The sequence below is a fragment of the Bariatricus sp. HCP28S3_D3 genome (assembly GCF_052065755.1).
In the GTDB taxonomy this organism is placed as follows: Bacteria; Bacillota; Clostridia; order Lachnospirales; family Lachnospiraceae; genus Allocoprococcus.
This window is the reverse complement of sequence record NZ_JBQHTK010000002.1, coordinates 130413-149450: the sequence shown is the minus strand read 5'-3', so window position 1 is coordinate 149450 and position 19038 is coordinate 130413. Positions and strand designations below refer to the sequence as shown.

The 19038-nt window shown below is 47.3% G+C and carries 16 protein-coding genes and 2 tRNA genes; 4 read left to right on the top strand and 14 right to left on the bottom strand.

The annotated features are described in order from the left end of the window. Positions 1-167: 167 nt before the first annotated feature. The 5 genes from ACTNB3_RS03020 to ACTNB3_RS03000 all read right to left on the bottom strand — a co-directional run bounded on the left by ACTNB3_RS03020 (position 168) and on the right by ACTNB3_RS03000 (position 6286). Entirely contained in the window at positions 168-1193 is a 1026-nt protein-coding gene (locus tag ACTNB3_RS03020; RefSeq protein WP_427806489.1) for a LacI family DNA-binding transcriptional regulator, read from the bottom strand. Between the two features lie 28 nt (positions 1194-1221). Continuing rightward, positions 1222-2709 carry a 4-alpha-glucanotransferase gene (malQ, locus tag ACTNB3_RS03015; protein ID WP_441024488.1) on the bottom strand — a complete coding sequence of 496 codons (1488 nt, stop codon included), beginning with the start codon at positions 2707-2709 and terminating at the stop codon, positions 1222-1224. Between the two features lie 105 nt (positions 2710-2814). Beyond that, the gene (gene yajC / locus ACTNB3_RS03010; protein WP_427806438.1) at positions 2815-3093 is read right to left on the bottom strand and encodes a preprotein translocase subunit YajC; all 279 of its coding nucleotides are present in this window, start codon (positions 3091-3093) and stop codon (positions 2815-2817) included. 110 nt (positions 3094-3203) lie between these two features. Further along, the gene (tgt, locus tag ACTNB3_RS03005; RefSeq protein WP_427806439.1) at positions 3204-4337 is read right to left on the bottom strand and encodes a tRNA guanosine(34) transglycosylase Tgt; all 1134 of its coding nucleotides are present in this window, start codon (positions 4335-4337) and stop codon (positions 3204-3206) included. Positions 4338-4408: 71 nt separating this feature from the next. Further along, positions 4409-6286, bottom strand: coding sequence for a L,D-transpeptidase family protein (locus ACTNB3_RS03000; RefSeq protein ID WP_441024487.1), 1878 nt, complete (start codon positions 6284-6286; stop codon positions 4409-4411). A gap of 249 nt (positions 6287-6535) precedes the next feature. Between ACTNB3_RS03000 and aroC the strand changes: the two genes are divergently transcribed. Both aroC and ACTNB3_RS02990 read left to right on the top strand, forming a co-directional pair. Next, positions 6536-7639 (top strand): chorismate synthase, encoded by a 1104-nt coding sequence (gene aroC / locus ACTNB3_RS02995; RefSeq protein WP_427806442.1) that lies wholly within the window; start codon positions 6536-6538, stop codon positions 7637-7639. 17 nt (positions 7640-7656) lie between these two features. Then, complete coding sequence (locus ACTNB3_RS02990) at positions 7657-8598, top strand: RluA family pseudouridine synthase (protein ID WP_427819123.1); 942 nt, start codon at positions 7657-7659, stop codon at positions 8596-8598. 40 nt (positions 8599-8638) lie between these two features. Here ACTNB3_RS02990 and ACTNB3_RS02985 read toward each other — a convergent pair whose 3' ends face one another. From ACTNB3_RS02985 to pap, 7 genes are all read right to left on the bottom strand, one after another. After that, a complete protein-coding gene (locus ACTNB3_RS02985) occupies positions 8639-10306 on the bottom strand; it encodes a nucleoside kinase (RefSeq protein WP_441024485.1) in 1668 nt (555 codons plus the stop codon). Between the two features lie 44 nt (positions 10307-10350). Continuing rightward, positions 10351-11121: a Nif3-like dinuclear metal center hexameric protein gene (locus ACTNB3_RS02980; RefSeq protein ID WP_427819121.1), complete on the bottom strand. Its 771-nt coding sequence runs from the start codon at positions 11119-11121 to the stop codon at positions 10351-10353. Between the two features lie 12 nt (positions 11122-11133). After that, positions 11134-11838: a tRNA (adenine(22)-N(1))-methyltransferase gene (locus tag ACTNB3_RS02975; protein WP_427806446.1), complete on the bottom strand. Its 705-nt coding sequence runs from the start codon at positions 11836-11838 to the stop codon at positions 11134-11136. A gap of 8 nt (positions 11839-11846) precedes the next feature. Next, positions 11847-12962, bottom strand: coding sequence for an RNA polymerase sigma factor RpoD (rpoD, locus tag ACTNB3_RS02970; RefSeq protein ID WP_427806447.1), 1116 nt, complete (start codon positions 12960-12962; stop codon positions 11847-11849). 39 nt (positions 12963-13001) lie between these two features. Next, positions 13002-14777, bottom strand: a complete 1776-nt coding sequence (gene dnaG, locus ACTNB3_RS02965) for a DNA primase (RefSeq protein WP_441024484.1) — start codon at positions 14775-14777, stop codon at positions 13002-13004. 99 nt (positions 14778-14876) lie between these two features. Further along, positions 14877-15881, bottom strand: a complete 1005-nt coding sequence (locus ACTNB3_RS02960; RefSeq protein ID WP_427806490.1) for a deoxyguanosinetriphosphate triphosphohydrolase — start codon at positions 15879-15881, stop codon at positions 14877-14879. Between the two features lie 42 nt (positions 15882-15923). Further along, a complete protein-coding gene (gene pap, locus ACTNB3_RS02955; protein WP_427806449.1) occupies positions 15924-17414 on the bottom strand; it encodes a polyphosphate:AMP phosphotransferase in 1491 nt (496 codons plus the stop codon). A gap of 283 nt (positions 17415-17697) precedes the next feature. On the opposite strand from pap, the gene ACTNB3_RS02950 reads away from it, so the two are divergent. Both ACTNB3_RS02950 and ACTNB3_RS02945 read left to right on the top strand, forming a co-directional pair. Beyond that, a tRNA-Leu gene (locus ACTNB3_RS02950) sits at positions 17698-17782 on the top strand. A 153-nt stretch (positions 17783-17935) separates the two neighbouring features. Further along, a tRNA-Leu gene (locus ACTNB3_RS02945) sits at positions 17936-18020 on the top strand. A 56-nt stretch (positions 18021-18076) separates the two neighbouring features. Here the strand turns inward: ACTNB3_RS02945 and ACTNB3_RS02940 are convergent. Next, on the bottom strand, positions 18077-18283 hold the full coding sequence (locus ACTNB3_RS02940; RefSeq protein WP_427806450.1) for a maltose acetyltransferase domain-containing protein: 207 nt from the start codon (positions 18281-18283) through the stop codon (positions 18077-18079). Continuing rightward, complete coding sequence (gene lgt / locus ACTNB3_RS02935) at positions 18280-19035, bottom strand: prolipoprotein diacylglyceryl transferase (RefSeq protein ID WP_441024483.1); 756 nt, start codon at positions 19033-19035, stop codon at positions 18280-18282. Before lgt ends, ACTNB3_RS02940 begins: the two co-directional genes overlap by 4 nt. Positions 19036-19038 lie beyond the last annotated feature (3 nt).

The following is a 19038-nucleotide window of genomic DNA, read 5'->3' as shown; positions in this document are numbered from 1 at the left end:
TTCCGTTAATCTCCGGTTCAGAGGTCAGACCATCGTCCCCTCAAAATCTGTTAAACACTATAATATCCTATTTTCCTCATAGTTTCAAGCCTTTAATTCGTAAAAGCGCAAAAATTAGAGTGCTCTCTGTTTTTGGCATCAAACAAAATGAAAAAGGGACCTATCTGTTAGATATGTCCCCTCTCTGTCGATTTTCTGACAACCAGCTTCGCCGGCAGAATTCTCCCCTCGCAACTTTTCTGCGTTTCAATCATCTGAAATAAGATCACCACCGACTCTTTTGCAATTTCTTCGACAGGCTGCACCATCGTTGTAATCGGTGGTTCAAAATACTCTGCAAATGCAAGACCGTCAAATCCCGCAACCGCCACATCCTGCGGGATTCGCTTTCCGGCTTCTCGCAAAGCCCGGATCGCCCCGACTGCCATCAGATCCGAAATTGCAAAAACAGCTGTAAATCCACATTTTCTTATGAGCAGCTTCTGCATCATCCGATATCCGTTTTCCATAGAATAAGCTGTATCCGTTTCATCCAGATAGCAGATCAGTTCGTCCCGCAAAGGAATCTGATGTTCCTCAAGTGCCTTCTCATACCCTTTCATCCGAAGATAACCCACATTGCTGTCATTCTTATCCGAAGCCAGAATTGCAATATTTCTATTGCCTGTTTCACAGAGATAATTTACGATCTCCCTGCTTGCATGATAGTCATCTGTGGCGACCCAGGATGCCAGTCTTCCTTCTGGAACCGCAGTCAGAGAAGCCGTACAAACCACAAAAGGAACCTTAATTTTCTTCAGGCGGTCCATCTTATTCTCAAAGCTTCCTCCGAGAAAGATCAGGCCTCTCAGCCGCTTCTCCGCGATCAATTCGGCCGCTTCCTCCAGCTCGTCTCTTCCACGAGTCATATGCCGGATGAAAAAAGCATAATGTCTCTTCCGTATCTCACGCTCCAGGACTTGCATCATAGTAGCAAAGAACGGATCATCAATCTCTTTAACCATCACCGCAATCGCCTGCGCATCGGTCCGTTTCAGATTTCTGGCACTGTTGTTCGGCACAAAATCCGATTCTGCCACGGTCTTCAGAATTCTCTCTTTCGTCTCCGGATTGATATCCGGATGATCGTTCAGCGCACGCGATACCGTACTGATGCCGACACCACATTTCTTTGCAATATCCTTGATCGTCATTCCCAAAGTTCAACAGTCCTCTCGTCAATTATTCCGGCAGTCTTCCGTAGAGCTTCGTCATCTTCCGGATCTTCTTAATAAGTTCCTTGCTAACCTCTTCTTTCTGAAGGCGCCAGATCCAGTTGCCGCCAAGCGTGGAAGGCTGATTGATCCGCGCCTCATTTCCCAGGCACAAATAATCCTGGATCGGAATAATACAGGTATCGGCCACACTTGCCTGTGCCAGGCGGATAACCGCCCAGACGGCATCCTGCTCTTCCAGTTCTTTATATCCCATATATTTCAGTGCAAGGCGTTTGTCTTTCTCATTCAGTTCACAATACCATCCCGCAAGCGTCTCATTATCATGAGTGCCCGTATAAACCACACAATTTCTGGTATAATTATGCGGAAGGTAATCGCTCGGTTCTCTGGAATCAAACGCAAACTCCAGAACTTTCATTCCCGGGAATCCGGAATCAGCCACAAGCTGCAGCACGGAATCCGTAAGGAAGCCCAGATCTTCCGCAATGATCCTGAGCTTTCCAAGTTTTTCTTCCACGGCCCGGAAAATATCCATGCCCGGCCCTTTCTCCCAGTGACCGAATTCAGCCGTCTCATCTGCCGCCGGGATCCAGTAATACTCATCAAATCCTCGGAAGTGGTCGATTCGTATAATATCATACAACTTCTGACAGTGCGCGACCCGTTTGATCCACCACTCAAATCCCGTCTCTTTGTGGTACGCCCAGTCATAGAGTGGATTGCCCCAGAGCTGCCCGGTTGCGCTGAAGGCGTCCGGCGGACATCCCGCAACCCCGACCGGCATTCTGTTCTCGTCAAACTGGAACAATTCCGGATGTGCCCACGCATCCGCACTGTCAAATGCCACGTAGATCGGAATATCTCCGATGATCTCGATACCTTTATGATTTGCATAATCTTTCAATGCTTTCCACTCTTCCAGAAATTCGAACTGCAGGAACTTCTGGAAACGGATCCCTTTTTTATGCTCTTTTCTGAACGCTTCCAATGCCTCAGCATTTCTCAAACGATATGGATCCGCCCATTCGCTCCAGCTCTTTCCGCCATTCGCCTGCTTCAGCTCCATATACAGGGCATAATCATCCAGCCATTCCTCGTTTTCTTTGCAAAATGTCTGAAACTCCGGAGCGCTTTCGATCCCGCTTCTCTTAAATGCCTTCTTCAGGATCTCAAAACGGTTCAAATAGATCTTCTCATAATCGATATAGCGGCTGTCATTTCCGAAATCACAGGCACGGCATTCTTTCTTCTTAAGCCAGCCCTTTTTAACCAGCGTATTCAAATCGATAAAATACGGATTCCCTGCAAACGTTGAAAAAGACTGATACGGCGAATCCCCATATCCGGTCGGTCCCAGAGGAAGAATCTGCCAGTAACGCTGACCGGCTTTCTTAAGCATATCAACGAATTTGTAGGCTTCTTTTGAAAACGCCCCGATTCCATATTCTGACGGAAGACTTGCCACCGGCATCAGTATACCACTTGCTCTCATATCTGCACCTCTTACTCTTTCCGGAAACGTTATCGGTAACGTTTCCAATTAATATATTTTAAAAGCACTGCATAAACATGCAATGCTTTTTTCACCCTTACGGCACTACTGAGCTGCTCCCGGCTTTTCAACCTGCATAATAGCCTGCTTCTGCATCGGGATACGGCAGTTCTTGTTGCTTCCGAATTCAACAATCACATCATTCTCGGTAATATCAATCACAACACCGTAAAATCCACTCGTTGTAAGAATCGTATCTCCTACTTCAAGTTCTGAAAGCATAAGCTGTACTCTCTTCTGCTCTTTCTTCTGAGGACGGATCAACAGGAACCAGAGCCCACCAAAGAACAATGCATAAACTGCAATAATTACTAAATTATTCATGTTACTTCCTCCTAAATCTTCATAAACGCTATTGCTATCATACACAATAACTTGGATTTCATCAAGTGATTTTCACAATTTCATCCGGATTTTTCTGATTTTACTATCATTTAGTCTTCTTTCTCTTCCATCGCACGAAGCGTTTCGGCCTTAAACTGGCTGTATCTTCCTTCGTCGATGGCATCCCGGATCTGCTCCATCAGGTGATTATAGTAATACAGATTGTGCAGAACGCAAAGCCTCATTCCCAGCATTTCTTTTGCTTTCAACAGATGACGGATATATGCTCTTGAATACTTCCGGCACGCCGGGCACTGGCATCCCTCTTCAATCGGCCGGGTATCCAGCTCATATTTCGCATTAAACAGATTCAATTTTCCATGTCTGGTATAAACATGCCCGTGCCTTCCGTTTCTGCTCGGGTAGACACAGTCAAAGAAATCCACTCCTCTGTCCACCGCTTCCAGAATATTGGCCGGAGTTCCCACTCCCATCAGATAGGTCGGCTTGTTAAGCGGAAGATGCGGAACGACTGCGTCAAGAATGCGGTACATCTCTTCATGAGACTCACCGACTGCAAGTCCGCCGATTGCATACCCATCCAGATCCATTTCGGCGATTTGTTGCGCGTGTTCCACCCGGATATCCTCATAAATGGCTCCCTGATTGATCCCGAACAGCATCTGCTGCCGGTTGATCGTATCCTCAAGGGAATTCAAACGCTCCATCTCCTTCTTACAGCGCGCCAGCCATCTCGTTGTCCGGTCCACAGAAGCCTGAATATATTCTCTTGTCGCCACACTCGACGGACATTCGTCAAATGCCATCGCGATCGTGGATGCCAGATTCGACTGGATCTGCATGCTCTCTTCCGGCCCCATGAAAATCTTTCTTCCATCGATGTGGGACTGGAAATACACGCCCTCTTCTTTGATCTTTCTAAGACCTGCCAGCGAAAACACCTGAAATCCACCGGAATCCGTAAGGATCGGCTTGTCCCATACCATAAATTTATGCAGTCCTCCAAGCTTCCGGATCACCTGATCCCCCGGACGCACATGCAGATGATAAGTGTTCGAAAGTTCCACCTGCGTTCCGATCTCCTGAAGATCCGCTGTAGACACTGCTCCCTTGATAGCCGCCACGGTACCGACATTCATAAACACCGGAGTCTCGATCACTCCGTGAACCGTGTGGAGTCTTCCTCTTTTGGCAAGACCGTCTCTTTTTATTAATTCGTACATAATACCCTCTTTCAACGTATCAGGACGGCATTCCTGTCGTCCTGAATCCATTCATTTCATATGATTTTGTTTTAATAGTGACACACGACCGGTGTCCCAGCTGACACGTTGTTAAATACAGTCTCCGCTACACTGTACGGAAGGTTCACACATCCCCTTGAACCGTGTGTCAGATAGCGGGTTCCTCCGAACGCAGCCTGCCACGGTGCATCATGCAGCCCGATTCCTCCGTTAAACGGCATCCAGAAAGATACCGGTGATTCCCACTCGTATGTGCCGTCCGGCTGCTTCGGTCCTCGAAGCGTCGCATTTTTCTGGCAATACTTAATGTAATAAACTCCCTGCGGCGTCGCATCGCCCCTGCTCGGAAGTCCCGTAACAATCGGTCCCTGGGTTACGACCGCTCCGTTAACGAACAAATACAAATACTGGTTTGTGAGATCCACTTCCACATACGTATTTCCCCAGTCAGGGCCGTCGTGTGTCGCCGCCGTTGTCCTGTATGCAGGCTCCTTCGTCACAGTCTCTCCCTTCTGGATACTGGCAACAAGTGCCTCATATTCCGCATCCCGGTCAATCGACCATCCGTAATCTCCGCCTTCTACATTGACTGTATTTCCATTTCCCGCCGTAAACGTACGCTGTCTTCCATACGTATTATATTTACTTGCAAGCCCCTTGATGTATTCAGCCACCTGATCCGTGTCAAAGGTGACGGCCATATTCCCATCCACCTTCACCCACTGTGAGATCAGTTCTTTATCGACCACTTCGGTTGAAGAACCGAATGTATAGGTAATACTTGCAGTCAGATATTTATTCATCGCCGAACATGCATCAATGACTTCCTGGGACTGCTCCGTAAACTGCGGTTTCACATAGCACTCTTCTTCCGTCATATCCATCTCCGGAAGAAAACCGGCAATATATTCGCTGACCTTTACCTCAAATACTTCACGGTTAATCTGAGATCCTGTTTCTTCTTTCTTAACCACGAATTCTGTCCCGTTGTATTCCGGAATCGCGGAAACCGGTGCCTGCTGATTTTCCTCTTTCATGCACGCAAGTCCGTCCAGAACCCCGGTCAGCTTCGCGCTGTCATACTCCACCCCGATTGAAGCTGTGATCTCAGGCGCTTTCCAGAGGCTCATCGGCCACAAAAAGGCATTCTGTTCTTTCAGAAGCTTCTCCAGTTCTTCACTTTTTTTATAAGTAAGATCAATCTCGCTGCCACTGATCGTCTCCGTATCTCCGTCAGACTCATGCAATGTAAGCGTGTAGCCCGCCACCTGTTCCTTCATGTAATTTTCCACATCGCTGACGGATTCAAGTGCGTGGTCTGTTCCGTTAATCGTGGTCTGGAACTGAAAATGACTCATGAAAAAGAACGCAAACCCCAGATAAACAGCCGCTGTAACTCCCAGGATCGACGCCAGCACGATCTTTGCGACCTTCTTCCGCTTTCTGCGGCGCTCAGCCTTCTCCTCATCGGTTTCTTCTTCCTCATCGAAGCTGTCGTCAAACTCCTCTTCAAAAGCTTCTCCATCTTCCGCACTCAATACCGGCTCCAGCTCTTCGCCGTCCTTTGCATCCAGCAGGAGTTCTTCCTCATATTCCTCCTCCGGAAGTGGTTTTCTTTTTTCTTTCTTCACCTTCCGGCCACGCTGTGCCTTGTACTTCACCTCTAACGTGTCTTCTTCATTCTTCTTATCAGCCTTCTTATCCCGACCTGCGGTCTGCGAAGAACCCAGGTCATCCACAGATAAATGGCTGCCTGAGCGATCCGATGCTTTCTTCCGATTCGTTTTGCCCGCTTTTTCCACTTTTTTATGTTGCCGGACAGCCCCCTCTTCTTCTTCATTCCTGTTCACCTCATCGTAGATTTCTTTCATCGTCTCTTCCATGATAAGCTCTGCGTTCTTCTCTGTATTCTCTTCTGTCATTTTCATATCCTTATCACCCATTCAGATAATTGCTCCCTTTAAACTCAATATGTGGTTATTATAATACGAACTCATTCCCAAATACAATACAAAACTCCCTTTTTTCCTTAATAAATTATTAAGATTGCTTGCGTCCCAACTTTTCTTCCATTATACTGTCATGTAGACAGGCCCCGCCCGTCAAATCAAAAAACAATATTGGGAATATCCTTTTCCCGTATTCACATACTCAAAAAGAAAGGCTTGGTGTATCAAATGGCAGGTTCCATTTATGGTAAATTATTTCAGATCTCAACCTGGGGCGAATCACATGGAAAGGGGATCGGCGTCGTGATCGACGGATGTCCCGCCGGACTTCCGCTTTCTGAAGAAGACATTCAGATCTATTTAGATAGAAGAAAACCGGGGCAGAGTAAATTCACAACGAAACGTAATGAGGGCGATACCGCAGAAATTTTATCCGGTGTATTCGAGGGAAAGACGACCGGGACGCCGATTTCCATCGAGATCCGCAATCAGGACCAACGCTCCCGTGATTACGGTAATATCATGAACGTATACCGTCCCGGACACGCGGACTACACTTTCGATGCCAAATACGGCTTCCGTGACTATCGCGGCGGCGGACGTTCTTCCGGGCGGGAGACCGCAGGACGTGTGGCGGCAGGCGCCGTAGCCTGCAAAATTCTGAATACTCTTGGAATCGAAGTGCATGCTTACACAAAGGCAATCGGCCCTTATATGATTCCCGAAGCGGAATATGATTTTAACCAGGTTTTCGAGAACCCGCTCTACATGCCCAATGCCGTCTATGCTTCAAAGGCTTCCGAATATCTTTCAAAATGCATGGAGGATCAGGATTCTGCCGGCGGCATCATTGAATGTTCCATTACCGGAATGCCTGCAGGAATCGGAGATACCGTATTCGATAAGCTGGAGGCCAATCTTGCGAAGAGCATCCTCTCCATCGGTGCTGTCAGAGGCTTTGAGATCGGAGACGGTTTCTCTGTTTCCGAATCAAACGGAAGTACAAATAACGACCCGTTCCGTTACGATGAAAACGGAGCTCTTACCAAACTTACCAACCACGCAGGCGGCACGCTTGGAGGCATGAGCGACGGAAGCCGAATCCTTTTCCGCGCTGCCGTAAAGCCGACCCCTTCGATTTCTCGTGAACAGCAGTCTGTAAATAAAGATGGGGAAAATGTCTCTCTCTCCATAACCGGCCGCCATGACCCGGTCATTGTACCGCGTGCCGTCGTTGTGGTTGAGGCAATGGCAGCCATCACAATCGTTGATCTGCTCTTCACCAATATGTGCGCGCGGATGGACAAAATCAGTGAGTTCTACCAAAGGTAGAAGGGAGCATTTTCTCTATGTGGAAACGAATTCTTGAATATCAGATTACAGAAACAACATTACAGACAAAAAATGCCAATCATATCCATGGGTTTTTAAAAGCCCATGGGTATTCTTCTGCTGTCATCCGCCATCTGAAAGAAACAGAAAACGGGATCTGCCGAAACGGAACCTGGGCACATATTCACGATCCTCTCATGCCGGGCGATATGCTGACCATTCAGCTCACGGAAGACACTTCTTCCCAAAACATCCTTCCGGTTCCGCTTCCGCTTTCCATTGTCTACGAAGATGAGGATCTGCTCGTGATCGATAAGCCTGCCAACATGCCGATCCATCCCTCCCAGGGAAATTACGACAATACGCTGGCAAATGCCTGTGCCTGGTATTTTTCTCAAAAAAACGAACCCTTCACCTACCGCTGCATTAACCGACTGGACCGCGATACGACCGGGCTGCTGATTCTGGCCCGCCACATGTACAGCGCTTCGCTTCTGTCCGCCATGGTTGCCAGACGTGAAATCCACCGCGAATACCGCGCGGTTGTGGAAGGATTGCTTCCCGAATGTGGAACCGTTGATGCCCCGATCGGGCGCTGTGAAGGCTCCACCATTGAGCGCGAAGTAAATGTCGAAAACGGAGAGCCTGCGCGTACACATTTTAAACGGCTTGCCCATACGACCGTTCCCGGAACCGTTAAAGAGTATTCACTTGCCGCCCTGTCGCTGGAAACCGGACGGACCCACCAGATCCGGGTACACATGAAACACATCGGGCATCCTCTCCCCGGTGATTTTCTGTACAATCCGGATTATTCCGTGATCGGCCGCCAGGCTCTCCATTCCTATCGCCTCACCTTCCGTCATCCGATTACCGGAACCAAGATGGATTTCCGCTCTCCGCTCCCGGACGATATGGTTCTCTGTCATGAATTTCGGGAGGCAGTATCGCATCAATAAATGCAATACGCCTCCCGTTTCTTTTTCTCACTCCTATTTTCTATATTTCGAAACATCCTCCGCCAATGAACTCTCTTAAAATCGAGTTCTGCGGTATATTTTCACTTCCGATCCCAACAACATAATCCAGAAACTTAAGCAGCCTCTTGGCTTCCAGGTATTCCTCGCAGTTTTTATCAATTCCGAACAGGATCGGCTCTGCATAAGCCTTCAGCACCGCCAGCTCATAAAGCAATGCTGAGTTAAACATCACATCCGCCTCTTCCTGATACGGGAAAATGTTGTTATCCTCGCCTCTTCGCACCGATTTCCACATCGCGATCGTATCCTTTGCAGAAGTACCGCGGGTTCTCGCATCCCTCACCATTCTTCGAAGAAGCCGTCCGTCCGTCGTCGGAATCCGATTGTGCTCATCAATATTCAGCTGCGTAAGTGCGCTGATATAAATTTTGAATTTATGCTCTCTCGGAATCTCTCTTGTAAGTGCATCATTCAGACAATGAATTCCTTCAATCACCAGAATATCATTTCCCCCAAGCTGTTTGTAATCTCCTTTATATTCCCGTTTTCCGGTCTTGAAGTTGAAATATGGGATTTCCACCCGCTCCCCATTCAGAAGAGCCTGAAGATCCAGATTGAATTGCGCCACATCGATTGCCTCAAGGCATTCATAATTCGGCTTTCCTTCCTCGTCCAGCGGCGTTTCCGAGCGATTCAGAAAATAATTATCCACCGCAATTGGATGCGGCACCAGTCCGTTGACACGAAGCTGCACCGAAAGCCGGTGTGAAAATGTGGTCTTACCGGAAGATGACGGGCCTGCGATCAGAACAAACTTTTTCTCAGGCCGGGAGGCGATCTGCTCGGCGATCTGTGCGATTCTTTTCTCCTGAAGTGCCTCCTGCACCAGGATCAGCTCTTGTGGATCTCCTCTGGTCACAAAATGGTTGAGATCTCCGATTGTCTCGATTCCCATCCGATCTCCGCCCTGTGTTGATTCCTTTAATACTTGAAAAAGCTTGTGTTGCGGATTAAAAGGAGGAACCAGCTTCGGGTTTTCCTTTTCCGGCATCTGTACCACGAATCCCTCGTCGTATAGAAACAGTTTGAAATATTTTAGATATCCCGTAGACGGTACCATATATCCGTAAAAATAGTCTTCAAATTCATTGATGCTGTAAAGATTGACCCGGGATACCCGGCGGTAATGGAAAAGCTTCTCCTTATCTTTCATACCGTACTCGTGGAATTTTTCGATCGCATCGTCGGTATGGATTCCCTGCTTTCCGATTTCCAGATCCATCTCCACCATCTGGCGCATCCTGCTCTCGATTCTGTCAAGCAGCTCCTGATCCAGATACAGGTTCCCTTTAAGCGTAAAATAAAATCCCTTATCGACTGAATAATGGATCCTTACTTTTTTCACATTTTCATGCCCAGCTGCATCGTAGACCGCTTTTATGAGGAGAAAACTGACTCCGCGCCTGTAGGCCATATTGCCCAGCTCCTCTCCGGTTGTTACAAACCGAAGTCTGCAGTCCTTCGTCACCTTCTTGCGCAACTCCTGAAGTTTTTCGTTCACAAATACCAGCACAATGTCATTCTCATACTGATCCTGATATTCTTTTGCGATTTCAAGATACGTCGTTCCCTCGCGATACGCTCTTTTCTCACCGTTTATTTCAACCTGATAACGCTTCGTCTCCACCTTCCGGCACCTCCTTATTGACATAAAAAACTGTTTCCCGATCGTTACATAACCCAGAACGGATGACGGACCGGAGCCGTCCTGATCTCGGCCTCCGGAAAATGCTCTTTCAGAAACTGTTCCATATCTGCTATAAAAATATACTCTGTTCCATAATGCCCGGCATCGATGATTGCCAGTCCCTGAGCCAGCGCATCGATTCCTTCATGATGATCGATATCACCGGTCACAAGCACATCCGCCCCTTTCGCCAGAGCAGGGCCGATCATGCTCTTTCCGGATCCCGGAGATACAGCCATCCTCTTCACCGTTTTCTTCGGATCTCCGAAGACTTTCACACTCGGCAGTGCCAGACGTTCTTTGACAAAACCACAGCACTCCTCCAGAGTCATCGCTTCCTTCAGGTCAGCTACTCTGCCGATCCCCTCGTCCGGGTAAGTCTCCTCCAGTATCTCAGGATCCTTCATCTCCATAAATTCTCCGGCAAGATCCGCCATTCCCATCACGTCATAATTTGTATGCATAGCATAATATGCAATATCTTCTCGGATCAGTCGGATTACCCTGCGTCCGATAAAACTCTGATCATTGATTTTTTTTAACGCTTTAAAAATCATAGGATGATGAGTAACCAGCATATCTGCTCCCCATGAAGCCGCATCTTCAATCACCTCATCGGTCGCATCCAGCGCAATATAGATCTTCCCAACCTCTTTCTCATATCTTCCCGCCAGAAGTCCGACATTATCCCATTCCATCGCACATTCTTTCGGATAACGTTTTTCAATGGTATCAATTATCTCCCTGCAAATCACGCTATGTACCTCCTAATAATACGTATTCAGAATTCCCCTGATCCATTCGATTCTATAGGAAATCTCTTCCATACGTTTCTTCGCACGCACGGATTCCTGACTTTCGAGCGCAGATAAAATTCTGTTCTGGATTTCCATCTCCCGTTCAAGAAACTGTCCGAGAACCGGATGTGCCTGCTGCAAAAGCACCCGTCCAAATTCCAGTTCTTCTTCGGAATACGGTATTTCCCCGGCACCTGCCATGCATGGAACTGCCTTCATCATCGGATAATATTTTCCATCCTCATAGACCATGTCTTCGGCCACGATCCGGTATCCTTCTTCGGTCAGGTATTTTCTGACGCTGTCAATCTCCGACTGCGGCTGCAGAATCAGTTCTTTGAGCGATCCTGCCGTATCTCTTTCCTCGGAAAGAATCCGTATGACAAGACCGCCGCCCATACCGGCGGCGATCATACAGTCTGCTTCATTCATTTGTAAGTTTTTAAGCCCGTCCGACAGCCGCGTCTGGATCTTTCCTTCCAGTCCGTGCTCCCGGATATGCTCCTTTGCCCTTTCAAGAGGACCTTTATTAATATCCATGGCAATCGCCGACGGTATCACACCCGCCTCGGTCAGATAAATAGGAATATACCCATGATCGGTCCCCACATCTGCCAGCCGCATCCCGGGCGTTACCAGCTCCGCGACAGCCTTAAGTCTCTTTGATAATTCCATCTCGTCCTCTAATCCAGATAATCTCTTAATTTTCTGCTTCTGCTCGGATGGCGGAGTTTACGGAGCGCTTTAGCCTCGATCTGACGAATACGCTCACGGGTAACATCGAATTCCTTACCTACTTCCTCCAGCGTTCTCGCTCTTCCGTCATTCATACCAAAGCGGAGTCTGAGTACCTTCTGCTCTCTGTCGGTCAGTGTATCAAGAACCTCATCCAGCTGTTCCTTCAAAAGCGTCTGTGCTGCTGCTTCCGCCGGCACCGGAACATTGTCGTCCTGAATAAAATCACCAAGATGGCTGTCTTCCTCCTCGCCGATCGGAGTTTCCAGGGAAACCGGCTCCTGCGAGATCTTCAGAATCTCACGCACACGTTCAACCGGCATGTCCAATTCTTCCGCAATCTCTTCCGGCGTGGGTTCCCGTCCCAGCTCCTGCAATAATTGTCTGGACACTCGAATCAGTTTGTTGATGGTTTCTACCATATGAACCGGAATACGGATGGTTCTTGCCTGATCCGCAATTGCTCTCGTGATTGCCTGACGAATCCACCAGGTTGCATAAGTACTGAATTTAAAGCCTTTCTGATAATCAAATTTTTCAACTGCTTTGATCAGTCCGAGATTTCCCTCCTGAATCAGATCCAGGAACAGCATACCTCTTCCTACATATCGCTTTGCAATACTAACAACCAGTCTCAAGTTCGCCTCAGCCAGGCGCTTCTTTGCGTCCTCATCGCCTTCCGCCATTCTCTTTGCCAGTTCTATCTCTTCCTCCGCACTCAGAAGCGGAACCTTACCGATCTCTTTCAGATACATACGGACCGGATCTTCGATACTGATTCCGTCCGGTACAGAAAGATCGATTTTCTCCATATCCACTTCATCCTCGTCAGACAGGATGATCTCCAGATCATCATCTGTGTCGTCCACATCTCCGCTGATGCGAAGTACGTCGATTCCAGACGATTCCAGATACTCGAACACCTTTTCCATCTGATCCGGTTCCAGCTCCATATCATGGAACACTTCGTTGATCTCACCGATTTCAAGAATGTTCTTTTTCTTTTTGGCAAGCGCAACCAGACTCTTTAATTTTTCTTCAAATTTTGCCACGTTCTCTACCATGTCGTGTCCTTCCTCTCATTGCTTGTTTATATTTTATCCCTAATTGATGGAAATATGCAGTTTCTGCAAATCCTGCAAAGCCTTCTTTGCATTCATGAGCCGCTGAAGTCCCTGGATGTCCGTGGGATCCAGCTTCTTCGTTGCCTCCTCAATACTGTACGCCTTCACGCGGATGATCGTCTCCTTGATCGCCTTCTCCTGTTCCTGCTTTGTCGTCAGTTCCTTGATCCTGGTATGGAAAAGGGACGCCGCTTCTCGGTGATCGGCCTCTTCTGTAAAATGGTTCATGATCTTTGCCGGATTCACATCGCCCTGTTCGTACTGTTCAAACAAAAGCTCCGCCACCTGCCGGTACAGATCCGTTGTAAAATCCTCCGGCGTGATATAGCGGCTGATCTGCGGGAACAGTTCTTCATGGTCGATCAGCCAGGTCAGCAGGATCTTCTGCGACTTCATATGCCCGTCCTCTTTTGGAACGGTCTTATCCTGCGTCTGCTTCGGCCTTACCGCCGGTGTTGCCTGTCCACTCTGAATCGCCGTCTTTACGACCAGCTTCTTCAGTTCCTCATATCCGACACGATACGCTTTTGCAACTGCTTCAATATAATTATTTCTTTCGATCTCTTCTTCAAATTCTGCAAGTTTTCTGGATGCCATCCGCAGAAATTCTGTCTTGCCTTCGGGGGAAGTCATATCATAATCTTTCTCCATCATCTCCAGACTGAACATAAATCCGTTTCTGGCCTTTGCGATCCGCTCCTCAAATGCTTCCGCTCCGAGGTTCTTGATAAATTCATCCGGATCCTTATAAGGTTCCATACGGATCACTTTTGCGGTGATGCCGGCGTCCTTCAGAATCGGCACCGCCCTGAGTGCCGCCTTCGTTCCGGCTTCATCACTGTCGTACGTCAGGTACACTTCACTCACATACCGTTTGATCAAAGCGGCATGTCCGGGTGTCAGCGCCGTTCCCAGCGATGCCACAGCGTTCGTAAAACCTGCCTGATGTAAAGAAATCACATCCATATATCCCTCACAAATCAGAAAATATGGTTTTCTTGATGTCCGTGCCCGGTGCAGTCCGTAGAGATTCCTGCTCTTGTCAAATATCATCGTCTCCGGAGAGTTCAGATATTTGGGCTTTCCGTCTCCCATCACACGTCCGCCGAAACCAATGACACGGTTATTCACATCCATGATCGGAAACATGACACGATTCCAGAATTTGTCATAAATTCCGTTTCGCTCGTCTACATTTACCAGCCCGGCCTTGATGATCAGATCGTCATTGTAACCTTTCGATCTCAGATACTGATACAGATCATTGCTGTACTTGTTTGAATACCCGAGTCCGAACGCGGTGATCGTCTCCTCGCTAAGCTTGCGTCCCGTCAGGTAATCATGCGCGATCTTTCCTCCAGGCGCCTTCAGCTGCGCATAGTAATACTTTGCAGCCAGCTTGTTCATCTCCAGCAGGGTCGCCCTGAGATCCGCCCGCTCCTTCGCCTCTTTGGAATACTCCTCCTTTGGAAGCTCCACCCCCGCTCTCTGGGCGAGAAACTTCAGTGCCTCCGTAAAAGAGTAATTCTCATATTCCATAATAAATGTAAACACATTGCCGCCCGCACCGCAGCCAAAGCAATAATACATCTGCTTATCCCGGCTTACGGAAAACGACGGCGATTTCTCATTGTGGAACGGACACAACCCGAAATAGGAGCTTCCCTTCTTCTGAAGCTTCACATATCCCGATATTACGTCCACAATATCATTTTTCATTCTAACTTCTTCTATAATCTCATCCGAATAATACATGAAATCTTTACACCTTCCTGGTGTGAAAGCAAAACCAAAAGTTTCCAGTAGTAAAAAGCCCTCACATTTAATATATTCGACAAAACCTTTTGATTTCCTTTAATTTTTCCACGCTTCCGGAATAAAAATATCCTCAAATTTTTTTACGGCATAATTATCCGTCATGCCGGCAATATAATCACACACCACCTGCTCCGCCGAATCGCCTTTCTCCATCTGAATCCGGTATTGTTCCGGAAGAAGTTCCAGATGATCCTCATAATAAAAATACAAATTTTCGATCATATGGATCGCCTTCGTTTCCTCTCCCTTTGCACGGGGATTCTGGTAGACATGCTCAAACATAAACTTTCTCAGATCACGCATCGCCTCTTCGATTTCCTCCGACATCCGGATCTCCGGCTGATCCATGCTACTTATGATCACATCATGGATCATCGTGTTCAGCCGCGAACGCATCCCGGTTCCAAACACCTCTCGAAACCGGAGCGGTATATCCTCTTCAGTAAGAATTCCTCCACGTATCGCATCGTCAATATCATGGTTGATATAGGCGATCTTATCCGACAGCCTCACGATCTGCCCCTCAAGAGTTGCCGGTTTTCCCACACTCTTGTGATTGCGGATCCCATCGATGACTTCCCATGTGAGATTCAGCCCCTGTCCGTCCTTTTCCAGCACTTCCACCACGCGCACGCTCTGTTCGTTGTGTTTGAATCCGCCCGGACACACTCCGTTCAGAGCCCGCTCTCCGGCATGACCAAAGGGCGTATGCCCGAGATCATGCCCCAGACTGATCGCTTCTGCCAGATCTTCATTCAGCCGCAGCGCCTTCGCGATGGTCCGCGCATTTTGTGAAACCTCCAGAGTATGTGTCAGCCTTGTGCGATAATGATCCCCTTTGGGAAGCAGAAATACCTGTGTCTTCTGTTTCAGCCTGCGAAACGATTTACAGTGCAGGATCCGGTCTCTGTCTCTTTGAAAGACCGGCCGAATATCACACTGCGCCTCTTCTCTTTTTCTTCCTCTCGTATTGACGCTTAGTGTCGCATACGCACTTAAATATTCTTTTTCCCGCTGTTCCATCTGCTCTCTGATCGTCATATTCCTGCTCCCTTTCAGCGATCTGTTCATGCGAACTTCTCATTATTTTTCTTCTTTCAGACGTTCTTCAATGGCATGAACCACCGTCTCAAGCACTTTGATCCTTGCATAATACTTGCAGTTTCCTTCCACTACGACCCACGGTGCATGCGGTGTGGAAGTACGAATCAGCATCTCATTGACTGCTTCTTCGTACTGATCCCATTTTTCACGGTTTCTCCAGTCTTCATCGGTGATCTTCCACTGTTTTTCCGGATTTTCCTGGCGCGCCTTAAACCTTGCTGCCTGCTCATCTTTATCGATCTGCATCCAGAATTTCAGCACGATAGCGCCGGCATTCACCAGATCCTGCTCCATATCATTGATTTCCTTGTAGGCTCTCTGCCATTCTTTCGTCGTACAGAATCCTTCGATTCGTTCTACCATCACACGACCGTACCAGGTTCTGTCGAAGATCGCAATGTGGCCCGCTTTCGGCATAGCTCTCCAGAAACGCCACAGGTAATGATGTGCTTTCTCAATATCATTCGGGGATGCAGTCGGATTTACCACATATCCTCTCGGATCCATGTGTTCCGTCAGACGCTTGATCGCGCCGCCCTTGCCTCCGGCATCCCAGCCCTCGAAGCCGAGCACCACCGGAATTCTTCTGCGGTACAGTTCACCGTGGAGACGTTCCATCTTGCCCTGCAGTTCCTTAAGCTGCTCTTTGTACTGCTTCTTGCTGAGCTTTTTGGACAAATCCGCCTTCGCAAGCAGCGATTCCTGGAATTCTCTCTCTCCACCGCTTCTTCTCTCTTCCTGTGCTTCCTCCGGCATCTTCACCTTCTCCAGCGCCATCTGCATTGCATGGATCACTGTCGTGAAGATCTTCGCTGTTGCATACCGCTTATCCGTCGCTTCAATGATCGTCCACGGTGCATAATCCGTATCTGTTTTCCGAAGCATCTCTTCATTCATCTGCTCATATCGTGCAAATTCCTTATTTCTCTTCAGATCGCCCTCGCTGACTCTCCACTTCGTCTCCTTCGATTCCATCAGCTTTTTGAACCGCTTTTTCTGTTCTTTCTGATCGATCGCAAGAAACAATTTCACAATGACCATTCCGTCATCTGTAAGCTGCTTTTCAAAAGAACGAATCGATTCATAGTCTGCCGGCAGTTCTTCTTCCGACACTTTGCCGTCGAACCGGTCGATCTGTACTCTGCGGTACCAGCTCGTATCGTAGATCGCAATTCTTCCCCGCTCTGGTGTCTTCGTCCAGAAACGCCACATGAAAGGGTGCATCCGTTCCTCTTCCGTTTCTTTCTTAACCGCATGTACCTCAAATCCTCTCGGATCCAATCCCTGGATCAGACGTCCGATCTGCAGACCTTTTCCCGAAGCTCCGTACCCTTCAAAGGCAATCATCACCGGAATTTTCTGTTCCTTGCATTCCCGCTGCAGATGCCCAAGCTCCAGCTCCAGCGTCTCCATCTTCTCCTTGTATTCTTCCTTGCTCATTTTCTTTGTTAAATCTACTTTTTCTAACATACGGCTACCTCCTGACATCCGTTTCGCCATTTTTTCTTCTTCTCATCTCAATTCGTCTGGCATTGATTGAAAAAACGCATAAATAAACCGCTCAATTATTTATTATTTTACTATATTTTCTCTCAATTAGAAAGAGTATTTGTTAAATATTGAATTTTGTTTCTATTTCCTTTTTAATTATTAATATTGCGAATATATTTTTTTAAGAAAATTATGTTGACTTTCCCCATATAATCATGTATTATAGCTGTTGTCAGCAAAACATAAACAAAATAGCTGGTATGCGGAAGTGTCGGAACTGGCAGACGAGCAAGACTAAGGATCTTGTGACTATTGCAGTCGTGTGGGTTCAAGTCCCATCTTCCGCATTATTTTTTAAGAAAAAGCCCTTGAATTTTCAAGGGTTTTTCTTTTACCCTATTAAACACAGAAGCAAACACTTTATAATCCATAGCAATTATCATAAAAAACTTTTTTCTTATTGACAAATCCATTTATTTAATATATAATAAAGCAGTCGCGCGGAAGTGTCGGAACTGGCAGACGAGCAAGACTAAGGATCTTGTGACTATTGCAGTCGTGTGGGTTCAAGTCCCATCTTCCGCATTTTTAATTAAATGGGAAGCCTTGATTCGAGGCTTCCCATTTTTTGTTCTTTTTGATTACTGATAATAAGGAATTCCTACCGAAACATTTTCCCCTATGCTTCCAAAGAGTTGTTTCAAAACTTCTGTCTTTTCTCTTGTCTGGTTATATGCAAAAGAATTATACTGCGACAACAAATTTCTTGCATTATTTTTATACTCCAAAAAAATTGCATTGTGACAGTCATACCATTCACCAGCCATACATTTTTCTAATTCGTTCATAACAACTCTCTGTCTCTTCTTCTGTTCTGCCAGAGCAACACCACTGCCCCTGCCACGATCACGATCGAGATCATCTGCGAGGTAGAAAGCATTCCTATATTTCCCCTGTCATCTGCCCGCAAAAATTCCATCAAGAATCTTCCGACACCGTAAAGTATCATATATAATGCTCCGCCGTCTCCGGTATGCTTGATCTTTTTATAATAAAGAAGAAGAATTGCCGTGATCAGGAAATCGCCCGCTGACGAAAAGAGCTGTGTCGGCAATACCTTGACACCTGCCGGTGCCATGCTGTTGACCGGGAAAACCACTCCCAGAAAGGACTGTGTCTCTCTTCCGTAACAGCAGCCTGCCAGAAAACAACCGATCCGTCCGAATCCCTGAGCCAGTGAAATAGAAGGTGCACACAGATCAAAATATTCCAGAAAAACAAGTCCTTTGATCCTGCAGTATATAATGGCTGCCAATACTCCTAAAATGATTCCGCCGTACACCACAAATCCTTCTGATCCCAGGACGCTGAGAGGATCTTTGATAAATGCAGGGAATTCAACGATCACATAGAGAAGCTTCGCTCCGAGAAAACCGGCAAGTACTCCATAGAGTGCAATATCGATGACCGCTTCCGGATTCAGCTTGTATTTTTTAGCTCGGTACATGCCCATTGCAATGCAGCATAAAATGCCGATCGCTATCATCAATCCGTAACCGTGGATCGTGATTTTTCCAATTGTTAAAATGTCTGTCTTCATGTT

What these genes read in the sequence shown, in the direction of transcription:
- ACTNB3_RS03020 (WP_427806489.1), bottom strand. Translation starts at nt 1,193, where the DNA reads ATGACGATCAAGGATATTGCAAAGAAATGTGGTGTCGGCATCAGTACG.
- malQ (WP_441024488.1), bottom strand. Translation starts at nt 2,709, where the DNA reads ATGAGAGCAAGTGGTATACTGATGCCGGTGGCAAGTCTTCCGTCAGAA.
- yajC (WP_427806438.1), bottom strand. Translation starts at nt 3,093, where the DNA reads ATGAATAATTTAGTAATTATTGCAGTTTATGCATTGTTCTTTGGTGGG.
- tgt (WP_427806439.1), bottom strand. Translation starts at nt 4,337, where the DNA reads ATGTACGAATTAATAAAAAGAGACGGTCTTGCCAAAAGAGGAAGACTC.
- ACTNB3_RS03000 (WP_441024487.1), bottom strand. Translation starts at nt 6,286, where the DNA reads ATGAAAATGACAGAAGAGAATACAGAGAAGAACGCAGAGCTTATCATG.
- aroC (WP_427806442.1), top strand. Translation starts at nt 6,536, where the DNA reads ATGGCAGGTTCCATTTATGGTAAATTATTTCAGATCTCAACCTGGGGC.
- ACTNB3_RS02990 (WP_427819123.1), top strand. Translation starts at nt 7,657, where the DNA reads ATGTGGAAACGAATTCTTGAATATCAGATTACAGAAACAACATTACAG.
- ACTNB3_RS02975 (WP_427806446.1), bottom strand. Translation starts at nt 11,838, where the DNA reads ATGGAATTATCAAAGAGACTTAAGGCTGTCGCGGAGCTGGTAACGCCC.
- rpoD (WP_427806447.1), bottom strand. Translation starts at nt 12,962, where the DNA reads ATGGTAGAGAACGTGGCAAAATTTGAAGAAAAATTAAAGAGTCTGGTT.
- dnaG (WP_441024484.1), bottom strand. Translation starts at nt 14,777, where the DNA reads ATGTATTATTCGGATGAGATTATAGAAGAAGTTAGAATGAAAAATGAT.
- ACTNB3_RS02960 (WP_427806490.1), bottom strand. Translation starts at nt 15,881, where the DNA reads ATGACGATCAGAGAGCAGATGGAACAGCGGGAAAAAGAATATTTAAGT.
- pap (WP_427806449.1), bottom strand. Translation starts at nt 17,414, where the DNA reads ATGTTAGAAAAAGTAGATTTAACAAAGAAAATGAGCAAGGAAGAATAC.
- ACTNB3_RS02940 (WP_427806450.1), bottom strand. Translation starts at nt 18,283, where the DNA reads ATGAACGAATTAGAAAAATGTATGGCTGGTGAATGGTATGACTGTCAC.
- lgt (WP_441024483.1), bottom strand. Translation starts at nt 19,035, where the DNA reads ATGAAGACAGACATTTTAACAATTGGAAAAATCACGATCCACGGTTAC.